The 9,583-nt window shown below is 59.3% G+C and carries 11 protein-coding genes and 1 pseudogene; 2 read left to right on the top strand and 10 right to left on the bottom strand.

Annotated features, from left to right (window positions below; genetic code table 11):
* Positions 1-371: 371 nt before the first annotated feature.
* The 3 genes from AC0L2M_RS34220 to AC0L2M_RS34210 form a co-directional block, all read right to left on the bottom strand.
* Entirely contained in the window at positions 372-1,088 is a 717-nt protein-coding gene (locus tag AC0L2M_RS34220; protein WP_473537222.1) for a Crp/Fnr family transcriptional regulator, read from the bottom strand.
* A gap of 119 nt (positions 1,089-1,207) precedes the next feature.
* On the bottom strand, positions 1,208-1,462 hold the full coding sequence (locus tag AC0L2M_RS34215; RefSeq protein WP_473537224.1) for a DUF6894 family protein: 255 nt from the start codon (positions 1,460-1,462) through the stop codon (positions 1,208-1,210).
* Between the two features lie 132 nt (positions 1,463-1,594).
* Entirely contained in the window at positions 1,595-1,834 is a 240-nt protein-coding gene (locus AC0L2M_RS34210) for a hypothetical protein (protein ID WP_473537220.1), read from the bottom strand.
* Between the two features lie 742 nt (positions 1,835-2,576).
* Between AC0L2M_RS34210 and AC0L2M_RS34205 the strand changes: the two genes are divergently transcribed.
* A complete protein-coding gene (locus tag AC0L2M_RS34205; RefSeq protein ID WP_473537218.1) occupies positions 2,577-2,975 on the top strand; it encodes a YdbL family probable chaperone protein in 399 nt (132 codons plus the stop codon).
* 89 nt (positions 2,976-3,064) lie between these two features.
* On the opposite strand, the gene AC0L2M_RS34200 is transcribed toward AC0L2M_RS34205, so the two are convergent.
* From AC0L2M_RS34200 to AC0L2M_RS34185, 4 genes are all read right to left on the bottom strand, one after another.
* Complete coding sequence (locus tag AC0L2M_RS34200; RefSeq protein WP_473537223.1) at positions 3,065-3,574, bottom strand: ferritin-like domain-containing protein; 510 nt, start codon at positions 3,572-3,574, stop codon at positions 3,065-3,067.
* Between the two features lie 173 nt (positions 3,575-3,747).
* Positions 3,748-4,380 carry an ATP-dependent Clp protease proteolytic subunit gene (locus AC0L2M_RS34195; RefSeq protein WP_473537217.1) on the bottom strand — a complete coding sequence of 211 codons (633 nt, stop codon included), beginning with the start codon at positions 4,378-4,380 and terminating at the stop codon, positions 3,748-3,750.
* Positions 4,381-4,415: 35 nt separating this feature from the next.
* Positions 4,416-4,940 (bottom strand): YciE/YciF ferroxidase family protein, encoded by a 525-nt coding sequence (locus AC0L2M_RS34190; protein WP_473537216.1) that lies wholly within the window; start codon positions 4,938-4,940, stop codon positions 4,416-4,418.
* Between the two features lie 307 nt (positions 4,941-5,247).
* On the bottom strand, positions 5,248-6,288 hold the full coding sequence (locus tag AC0L2M_RS34185; RefSeq protein ID WP_473537215.1) for a chemotaxis protein CheB: 1,041 nt from the start codon (positions 6,286-6,288) through the stop codon (positions 5,248-5,250).
* Between the two features lie 151 nt (positions 6,289-6,439).
* Between AC0L2M_RS34185 and AC0L2M_RS34180 the strand changes: the two genes are divergently transcribed.
* Positions 6,440-6,808: a hypothetical protein gene (locus tag AC0L2M_RS34180; protein WP_473537214.1), complete on the top strand. Its 369-nt coding sequence runs from the start codon at positions 6,440-6,442 to the stop codon at positions 6,806-6,808.
* Here AC0L2M_RS34180 and AC0L2M_RS34175 read toward each other — a convergent pair.
* The 3 genes and pseudogenes from AC0L2M_RS34175 to AC0L2M_RS34165 all read right to left on the bottom strand — a co-directional run.
* Positions 6,796-7,710, bottom strand: a complete 915-nt coding sequence (locus AC0L2M_RS34175) for an SDR family oxidoreductase (protein ID WP_473537213.1) — start codon at positions 7,708-7,710, stop codon at positions 6,796-6,798. The two genes, AC0L2M_RS34180 and AC0L2M_RS34175, sit on opposite strands and share 13 nt — an antisense overlap.
* A 13-nt stretch (positions 7,711-7,723) precedes the next feature.
* The gene (locus AC0L2M_RS34170) at positions 7,724-8,233 is read right to left on the bottom strand and encodes a DUF2231 domain-containing protein (RefSeq protein WP_473537212.1); all 510 of its coding nucleotides are present in this window, start codon (positions 8,231-8,233) and stop codon (positions 7,724-7,726) included.
* 1,140 nt (positions 8,234-9,373) lie between these two features.
* A pseudogene (locus AC0L2M_RS34165) lies at positions 9,374-9,583 on the bottom strand (hypothetical protein); the annotation flags it as partial.

Below are 9,583 nucleotides of genomic sequence, written 5' to 3'. Positions count from 1 at the left end.
GCACGATTCCAGCCAAGCTCTCCGGAACATCCATCGGGCCATGAGAACTTTCGAGCGGAAACAGCGAGCCGCCGGTCTCTGAGCGCTCCCAATATGAGAAGAATGTAGCTTGAGAACACAAGGCTGCCTGGACGCCGGATGGGCACCTTCCCGGGTCCAACTTCGGCGAAGTGCACACGCAAACTGCCGCTGGGTAGCGAAGTCCCAGATCATGCAAGTGCCGGTTCGCGAAAGCGATTTATGCCGTGAAGAATATGGATGGCGAAAGGGTTAGGCGGTGGGGAGCGCCAGCGCGAGGCGTCGGTTGAATTGCCGATGACGGTGGCGCTCGTCGCTACCGCGACTTTCGCCGAAGCCGCCGATTATAGGGGCTAGTCGGTTTTCCCCAGCAACCGCTCATATTCCCGCTCCGGCTCGCTGTAGGTGCCATCGGCCAACTGGAACAGACCATCACGATCCCTGATGACGATCTCACCCCGCGTGGCTCTGATTAGGCCCCTGCCCTCAAGCTCCTGGATTGCAACCGTGACACCCGGTCGCCGCACACCGAGCATGACGGATATGAATTCGTGGGTGATTGCAAGCCGGTCGGTGCGGACGCGATCGTGGCACATCAGAAGCCAGCGAGCCAAACGTTCGTCCAACTTCGACCGTGCGTTTACCAGGGCGGTGTAGCTGGTCTGAATATAGAGGGTCTGGACATAGAGAAGCAGAAGAGCCTTCAGCGTAGTGCTCTCAGACAGAGCAGACGACAGTGCCGGGGCTGGAACTCGCAAGCCGCTTCCCGCCAGTTGCATATAGGTGTCATGTGCGGCGCGATCGCCACCTAGGGCCAGTAAGGCTCCGGTCATGCCTTCCAAGCCGATCAGGCCGACCTCGGTATCCCGGCCCTTAGGTATTTTGGCGACGACCGACGCGATGCCCTCTTCTAGGAAATACACGTGTCCGATAACGGACTTCGCCGACTCAAGCTGGGTCCGCATCGGCAGCGCTACCCGTTCCATGTGGGGTTCGAGCAATGCCAGATCGCTAGGGAAAAGTCGCCGCAGTAAATTATTTTGATAGAGCGTATTGGGCTGGTTAAACATGACTCCACCCTCGGTAGGGCAAGAGCTTTCCGATCTCCCAGCCGTTCGCGCCCGTGACAACGTGCGAACGATGAAACTACATATGGGGTGCTAAAGTCCGAAAGCCAGTCACTTAGGCATTAAGGGCGGGCACCGGGCTTTGTAGCGGCATCCGAGAAAGGAAATCGCAACACCAATGCGTGTTTGTCGTTGCATATCTCAAAGACCGCGCCTGTCAGCACTGGCTTCCCGCTGAGCAGTCCTTCCGCCAGGATCTCCTTGGCGGAGGCCATCGCGTTCTCCTCAGCCTGCGCCATATCCGCGAATTCCTGCCCCTCGAGGTCCTCCACCAGGTGCCCGTCCTCGCTCCGGATATGGAAAAAATATCTCGGCATGCTCACTCCACCTCCATGGCTATCTAGATGCATGGAGGCTCACGGATAGTGTCGGAAACGTACCAACCGGGGGATATATGAACCGGACACTCGACGTGGCGGACTGCCTTGAGCGCCTTCGCAGGCCAGCGGTCATCTGACGCTGTCGGTGACTTCTGACCTGTCGAACAGCACGCCGAGACCATGCTCGACGGCACAGGCGGCAATCATGTCATCAATGGCTTTGCCGGACACAGGGCAATTGGGGAGGACTTCCCGTATGGCGGTTTCAGCCCTCGATGTGGAAACCACATCGTGCCGCCTTTTCCTGGTCTCCATATAGTGGTCGACTAGGGATTTCAGACGCCCTGCCGCAATCTCATCTGCAAACATTGTTGTTCACTCCTGTCAGTCAGGTCGCCCGGCGACAATGGCCCGCCCAGGTACGAGGACGGGCCAATCCGATCGAGGTGACCGGTGATCCGAGTGAGGGACCTGGATCGCTAAAGTAAGTTTGAGCCGGATTGTTAGTTCCGTGGCGGCTACGGCTTGGTAATTCCCGTACATTAATTCCTATGCTGAGGTCTGAGGCGGCAAAGCTTGCGTGAGCTGCACCAAGCCCTTCTTTTGGCGCACGCCGAATCTCGCCGCCGGCCAGGCGGCGCAGGAAGCCGGCGCCTTCCGGCACCGCCGCGGATGATTGGAGAGCGCCACGTGCAGCGTGCCTACTACCACCTCTTCACCTTCCAATCCCTCTTCGGTTGCGGTGCCGGTGCCCCAGCAAGAGCGGTTTCAATTCTCAGTCGTTGTTGCCGGAGCCGAGCCGTCTTTGCATTTCGTGCCGCGCGCTCGACCTCGATCAATTCCCGCGCAGCATCCGGCGTGCGCTCCTTTCTGTCTTGTTTTTCTTTGTCGGTGAATGCTTGCCTTTTGCCGCATTGTTCTCCCCGATCCGACAGCACAGCGCGTGTTGCGGCACTGAAATTGTCGCCAAATCAGGTTCCAACAGCACAGCACAAAAATTGCCACATTCTTCGGCACGGCGGGCTGCATCGGCTCCCCAAAGCGCACGCCGCTCCTCTGGAACGCTTCGACCACTTTGCCCGTTGTTCAAGGCACCTGCAGGAGGCTGGGCATGAAAACACTCCCCCACCGATTATTGCTGCCGGCTGTGATTACATGGCTGCTCTTTACCGTTCAGACATTTGCTCAGACTGGGCAGCGAGACGATCTACCCGGGCAAGGCGCATCGCCGACGACGGAAGATTCTCAGGACCCGCAAGACGTCGGCGTTGACGTTTCGCTCGGTAGGCAAGAGGTGAAACAGAAAATCGCAGCCAAGCTCGGAATATCTGAGACTGAGGTGCCTCTGGCTGTGCATGTTCCCATCGAGCTCGCTGAGCGGGTCTGCGAAAAAGAGGTGTTCGATGCGCGCTCGAACACGAACCGAAGCTGCACCGCGACCAAATACATCCCCGAGATTGCCGAGGCCGCGCGAAATCATCCACAGACCTCCGCGGTTCCGGAGCAATAGGCTCGTAGCAGGTAAAGGGCTCGCCATTCCCCCGCGTATGGGTCGCGACAGCTCGCCCTTAAGCGCAAATAGAGCGGCGCCTCTGCACGTCACCGTTTCGCGGTGTCAGTGTCCCGCTCGTCGCGTCTGAGGAACTCGCTGGTGACTGTGCCGAGTCTGTTTTCCAACCGGTCGGCCATCGCCTCTTCTTCGCGCAAATTTGCTTTGCACGCGCTTTGGGTCTCGAGGTCGCCGACCTCGTCGGCTGCGGCAATGAGCATCTTGTAGCTGGCGATTTCCATATGCTCGAACGTGTAGCTGGCTAGCGATCCTTTCATCACCTCGTCGCCTGCAAAAATGCCGCTGATGTTCTGTCCGAAGGCGATTATCTTACCGCCGGCATCCTTCAGCGTCGAAGATCCATCGCCAATCCGGTCGAGGCATTGTTCGAGACGTTTCGCCTGTTGCCTCGTTTCTTCGAGATGCGTGTTCATCCGGTCGCGAATCTCGGGATAGTTTTCCAGACGCTCGATTTGGCCGCTCAAAATGGTCTCGGCCTGTTCTTCCATGGCGTGAGCGTCGCGAAGCCACTGCACCAGACGTTCCTTGGGCTCTGTCATGTCGGTCTCCGTTGGGTCAGCATAGTTCGCAACGTCGCCACAGACCGTTGGTTCCGATCGCCCGCCAAGTGCAGTCGATACTCGTGGCTCGTGCTCTCTCCCAAGAAGCGCGGGCTTCGCATTGTCAATCCGATACTCCGGAATCGCCACGGATATCTCGCCTGAACACAATGCTACCGCAGCAGATCGGCGACTATCCCCAGCTCGAGGGCCTCTTCAGCGTGGATGTAGCAATTGGTTGTCGCACGGCGGTAGAGTTCGTCAACGCTAAGCGAACTGCCCTCAACGAGTTCCTTAAAACCCTCCATTTCCAGTCGCTCCGCTGTCTCAAGTAGCGCAAGCTGCTCGCGCACAATCTGAATGGAAGATTTCATCGGGCCATTCAGTTCGACACTCGTCTGCATACGGCGCTCATGCACCAGGAGAACCGCGTCCGTGGTGAGGAAGCGGAACGGCTTCGGGAAAGCCGCGAAGATAGTCACCCCCGCCGAATACACTTTCGTCTTGCCGACGCAGTATGCATTGCGGCCTGAATGCTGCCGAAACAGCCGAATTTCGAGGGCAATCCGCCGGGCCGCATCGGCATCCCCGCCGTTGGTGTTGAGCTCCATGATGAGGTCGCCGCCGCTCTGGCGTACGGCTTCCAGGCGACCAAGAAGAAAAACGACAGTGCTGTCGTCGATCAGACCGTTTACGGAGATGTTAGGCTCGAACAGGAGTTGCCGCAGGCTTGGCGCCTGGCCCGCCGGCGCCGGCGACAAAGGCGCGCCACCGTCGTCCGGAGGCGCGCTCTCTCTATTGTTCATGACGTGCTCATTGATTCCGTCGAAGCGCCGATTACCTAGGCAGCTTCCTGCATCGCTCTCTCGTTGACGCTGGTCTCTCCAAGCTGCGTCAGGGCTTCGTCAGTCGCCTTTTCCTCTTCGAGCGTCTCCTCGAGCAGCGGCACGGCATCCTTTAGGCCGAGCAGTCCGGCCCAGGTGATCAGGGTGCCGTAGCGGGCGATCTCATAGTGTTCAACCTCTTGCGCCGCCGCCACAAGACCGGCGTCCAGAGCCGGAGCTTGCTTGAATTCCTCCAGTACCTCCTGTCCTTCCTCAATGATGCCGTCGATGGCGGGACATGTCTTTCCCTGTGGCCGTTTGCCGAAAATCTCGAAGACCTGCTGCAGCCGTTCGATCTGAGCCTCCGTCTCGTCGCGGTGCTTTTCGAATGCGGCGGTCAGTTGGTCAGATTCGGCACCCTTGGCCATCTTCTTCAGCGCAGCCAGGATTTTGCGCTCAGCGTAGTAGACGTCCTTCAGTCCGTCGTGGAAAAGATCTTCGAGGCCCTTGGCCTTGCTTTGCGATTCCTTTTTCGTAGCCATCGTCGTCTCCGAGTGTGAGAAACGCGTGTGTGGTGGCACGCGCAGCTTTAACCAAAGTGCGTGCTGTTTGTTCCTTTCGGCTGATCGCGGTCCACGGTCACCATTATAGGTGCGCATCGCTGAATGATGCTCGCCAGCTCGCTCTCGTGCTCGAGGTGCTGAATGGCAACATAGGCGAGTCCGCTGTCGCGTGCGCGCCGGGAACGAATTTCTGAAGTGCGGCTAAGCCGCCGGCCGATGCGCCTATCCGAAAAACGGGCACGGAGCACCCGTCCCCGGCGCCACCCGAGCTGCCGGCGAGGCCGGATCAGTTTTGCTTCGTCGTCGCGCCATTCTCTGCCCCTGAGCCCCGCCTGCTTTCGAGAATTCGTTCGATCACTTCGGCGTCCGCTTCGTATTCTCTCGACCGTTCCTGCAGCTTTGCCGCCATGTCAACGCGGGCCAACTCACTTTCCCGGTCGGCCATTCGCCGGGTGAATGCCGCCCGCTGCTGATGCGCGCGCAGCAAGCTCCACAATATCTGGTCAGTCTCGGCCGACTGGGCCTCAAGCATCGCATCCGACGTGAAGGCATGCCCAGTGTGGCATCGGTAGCGAAGCATGTCGCCGTCCTCGATCTCCCACAGAGGACCGTGGCACTCCGGACAAACAAACAACGAAAGTTCGCCGAGACGAGCTTCATTCGACATAGCGGAGTGCTCCTGAGCTGCGACTGCCGCCTCCAGCCGGACTCCCGGTGGAACAGGAAGCGTCTCGCCGGCGGGCTCGGAGGCCAACCGGGCCAACAGATCGCCCATCCCGACGATCGGCACGCAATGGTCGATTTCGACATGGCGCTGGGCGCTCCGAACCATCTCTGGTACGGCCGCGTCTTGCGGGTCCTGGATCACTGTTACTCCCCCGACGGCCTTGATTGCCCGGAGACCCGAGGTGCCGTCGGACAAGCTGCCGGAGAGGAGGACGCCAATGACCCGAGCTCCATAGCTGCATGCGGCCGACCGGAAGAGAGGATCGATCGCCGGCCGGGCGAGATTTTCGCGAGGGCCTCGCCGGAGCAGCATGTGATCGTGGTGCAGCAGCAGATGGAAACCGGGTGAAGCCACATAGATGCGCCCCCGCTCGAACTGCTCCCCGCTCTTCGCCTTGATCGCCCTGAGAGGGCCAGCCCGATCAAGGATCTCCGGGAGATAGCTCGTCTGGCCCACGTGGAGCACCACGAAGACAGCAGCGGTAAGATCGGGCGGTAGACAGGTGGCGAGCCGCTTCAGAGCCTCGACGCCGCCAGCCGAGGCTCCGACCACGATGATGCAGCGATTTCGAGAGCTCATCCTTTCGATCTTCTCGGGCAATTCTGAAATGCGGCCCTGATCGTTCGAAGCTTGACCCGACCTGTGTCCAACATTGCTCATACATTGCAACGAATCCGAGAGTGACTGCGTTCCCTCGCGGCGTAAGGGAACAGGCCTTCAGTTTGGCACCGGAGACAAACGGAGCGTCTAAATGGCTCGATTGATACACGAGGTTTTTGAACACCATTTGAGGCTGCGTGTGATGGGTGAACTGGAGGAGGACCTTAGGCGCAACTATACCGCGAATTCTAATTTCGTCGGTCACGACACTATCCGCCTCTCAGCCAAACGTCTTCATGAGCAGTTGCCTGAGGCTAAATTCGAATTCTTGGCAAAGCAGGTTCGGGGCCCCTCCGCCATTCTGATCTGGTCCGCTACTTCGCGCAGTTTCAACGCTACCGACGGTGCAGACAGCTTCGTCATCCGCAACAGCAAGATTGTGTTCCAATCCATTCACTACAGGTTGGAAGCGGTGGCTGGGCACGTGAATCAAAGGGCACGCGACGATCAAGGGGAGTGACGCCCAACAGCCTTCGTCCAGTACTGGCGCCAGCGGCCGGCAACTTCGTGAGGGGACACACTTGCCATCAAGTTGCCATCGTGCGGTTGTTCGGCGTTTTCCTGAAACTGGAGACGTGGCCCCACAACAGCGACTATCCATTCCACCAGTGATGGCGCAACCCGGCAGCCAAATTCCAACACGAATGCAAAGCCGCCAACCCTGATCTCGCGTCGAGGATGGCTCGCTGCGCCGACAATTGCAGAGGCGGCTCGCTCGGCCGAGTAAACAGGGATGATGGATCGCGCCTTGCGGCCGAACAGATTCGCCGCTTTCTGGTAAATAGGGGTGTCTATGGCTGCAGGAAGGATAGCACACACATGAATGCTGGGAGTGGTGCGCAACTCCTGCCGGATGGAGGCTGTGAGCCCGCGTATGAAAAACTTGCTCGCGACATAGCCACTGACATAAGGCTCTGGAGCGACACCGAGCATGGAACTGACGTTGATCAGCACTCCACGGTCTCCTTGCGAGCGGAATTGCTTGAGGGCGACCTGAGATCCGTTGATGTAACCAAACACATTCGTGTCGACCAGGCGGTGGAACATCGGAGGCGGAACTTCCTCGAAACGCCCGAAAATCAGCACTGCGGCGCAATTCACCCAGACGTCAATCCGGCCGAAATGCGATACCGCAAAACCACGGATTTCCTCCACCGCGCCGTAGTCGGCCATATCGGCGGGAAAGGTCAGTGCCTCACCGCCTGAGTCGACGCATTCCTTAGCGATGTTGTCGAGCGCGTCGTCGTTTCTAGAAACCAGTACCAGCCGCGCCCCTTTTCGCGAGAACCCAAGAGCAGCCGCTCTGCCGATGCCGCTCGAAGCGCCGGTGACCACGACAACGGATCCCCGCAGGTCGGCCATGCCAAGACCTCAATCAAGATCGTCCCGCACGAGAACTGGTGCCCTCACCCTCCTCAGGATGCACTCCTACCCTGTGCTCGTAGACGAGCGTTCCGCCCTTCCAGCCAGTGTAAACAAGAAGCAGGACAACAAGCGTGGACAGGGCCAATCCCCAAGGCAGGGTCCCCTCGACTGCGCCTGTACTGAGCCGCAAAACGAAATTAGCCAAGGCGAGTACCACTGCGATGACATTGCCGATCATGTGGTGCCACGCGGCGCCGAAAGAGCGTACGACTGCATTTCCAAGGAAATCGGCAAAGCCGGCCAGCGCCGCTGCGGCGCTCATAAGCAAGGCAAACCCGAGCAGCCAAAAAGAAGCCTCGGCCCAGAAAGCATTCCTGGTCGACCAAAACACCAAGTCTGAGAGGAACACCGACACAAGCAATGCGATCGGAAAAGGAATCAACATGGGATGGATGGGATGACCACCGATTTTCGCAGTGGTGGCGACGCCCAGCAGACGGTTGGCTCGATCGTGAGGCATGTCATAGAACGCTGAAAAGCCTGAATACGTTCCAAAAACCCGAGCCGGTAATCACTGTCAAGATCTCCACTTGCGGCGCCCAGTGACGGCTGGCGATGGGATTCCAAGATGTTGTTGATAGCAGGGATCACACTTGTTGCGGCAGACAACAGGGCCTGAAGGCGAGGGATTGAGGCTGCGCGCAAGCGGCCATGTCGCTGCAAGTGGGCGAAATGTGCACCGCCCCGGTGTTCCGTGCAGAAAGCCCGCGCCCTTCGGAAAAAAGGACGCGGGCCCATTGGGAGTCATCCATGTCGCAGCTGCACGAATCAAACTTTCAGCCCGCGCCGAAGTTCCACACGGGAACAAAAAAGGCCCGCTACGCCTTCAGCCGCGCCGCTCCAGCACGCCAACCAAAATAGGGGCCCGCACCCCGAGGGGATGGGAAGGACGTGGGCTGATCGGAAGGGGGAGTCCGATCTTTCAGCCCTAGGGCAAGTGCTGCACGACCCGAACGCCTTTGGCTCGGCCAGGGTTCCGGAAGGAAGATACCGCCTGCTGACGAGCCACCGTCCTAACGGTCGTCTCGAAGCCCAACGAAGTTCTACTCGTCCGTCCTCCCGCCGTATAATTTGCAACAATCCGAGACGCGAGCACTTCAGGTCGTTTCTCAGATTGAGCTTCCGCGTCACCCCCAGCGGGCTTGGCGTGCCGTTCAGGAACAACAACGCCCAAGCCAAGTTTGGTGGTCCAGGAGGTTACGACAATGCGCATACTGAGAACATTGTTTGGATACTTGTGGCGCTCGAACAGCAAGTCGCCGCCCGAGCTTGCACCGCCTGTCGACGCGATCGTTCGGCTGCTGAAAGAAAAACAAAAACTCGCTACAAAGAAAGGACTTGGTCGACCAGATCAGAGTGCTAGCGGCTGACCGCGCTGCACGCGGGGTACGGCATCGCAGCTTGGGACGGATCGGTACCATGCCCGGCTAGTCCTGGGTCGCTGGCGCATGGACCACGGCGCTTCTTCACGCCCGACTGGAAGGCAGCCGAAGCCCCGGTTCGAAGCTTGGCTGTGCAGGAGCCGGAGCTTGCCATCGGGACTGTGCCCGGCGGCAGGCACGGGCATGCGGAAAGACCTTCACCTGAGGTCAGCCACCGCTCAATTCTGGCTGGCAGGTGACGACATGTCTTTACGTGCAAGGCCCCGCACAGCTTCGAGACCCCGCGGGAAGCCGCTGCGGTCACCGAAATCCCGGGCTTGCCGGCGGCCGCGAGCGTGCCGGGCGCTTACGTTTTGCGCCGTCAATAAATCGATGAGTGTCACACCGGCAACGAGCACCAATGCAAGTCCGACGTTGTCACGTTTTGG

This window comes from Mesorhizobium sp. WSM4806, assembly GCF_055811635.1.
The sequence above is the reverse complement of the archived record's forward strand: the minus strand, read 5'-3'. Positions and strand labels throughout refer to the sequence as shown.

Bases quoted from the DNA above. Each gene is read 5' to 3' on its own strand.
- AC0L2M_RS34220 (WP_473537222.1), bottom strand. From the start codon at position 1,088: ATGTTTAACCAGCCCAATACGCTCTATCAAAATAATTTACTGCGGCGA.
- AC0L2M_RS34215 (WP_473537224.1), bottom strand. From the start codon at position 1,462: ATGCCGAGATATTTTTTCCATATCCGGAGCGAGGACGGGCACCTGGTG.
- AC0L2M_RS34210 (WP_473537220.1), bottom strand. From the start codon at position 1,834: ATGTTTGCAGATGAGATTGCGGCAGGGCGTCTGAAATCCCTAGTCGAC.
- AC0L2M_RS34205 (WP_473537218.1), top strand. From the start codon at position 2,577: ATGAAAACACTCCCCCACCGATTATTGCTGCCGGCTGTGATTACATGG.
- AC0L2M_RS34200 (WP_473537223.1), bottom strand. From the start codon at position 3,574: ATGACAGAGCCCAAGGAACGTCTGGTGCAGTGGCTTCGCGACGCTCAC.
- AC0L2M_RS34195 (WP_473537217.1), bottom strand. From the start codon at position 4,380: ATGAACAATAGAGAGAGCGCGCCTCCGGACGACGGTGGCGCGCCTTTG.
- AC0L2M_RS34190 (WP_473537216.1), bottom strand. From the start codon at position 4,940: ATGGCTACGAAAAAGGAATCGCAAAGCAAGGCCAAGGGCCTCGAAGAT.
- AC0L2M_RS34180 (WP_473537214.1), top strand. From the start codon at position 6,440: ATGGCTCGATTGATACACGAGGTTTTTGAACACCATTTGAGGCTGCGT.
- AC0L2M_RS34175 (WP_473537213.1), bottom strand. From the start codon at position 7,710: ATGGCCGACCTGCGGGGATCCGTTGTCGTGGTCACCGGCGCTTCGAGC.
- AC0L2M_RS34170 (WP_473537212.1), bottom strand. From the start codon at position 8,233: ATGCCTCACGATCGAGCCAACCGTCTGCTGGGCGTCGCCACCACTGCG.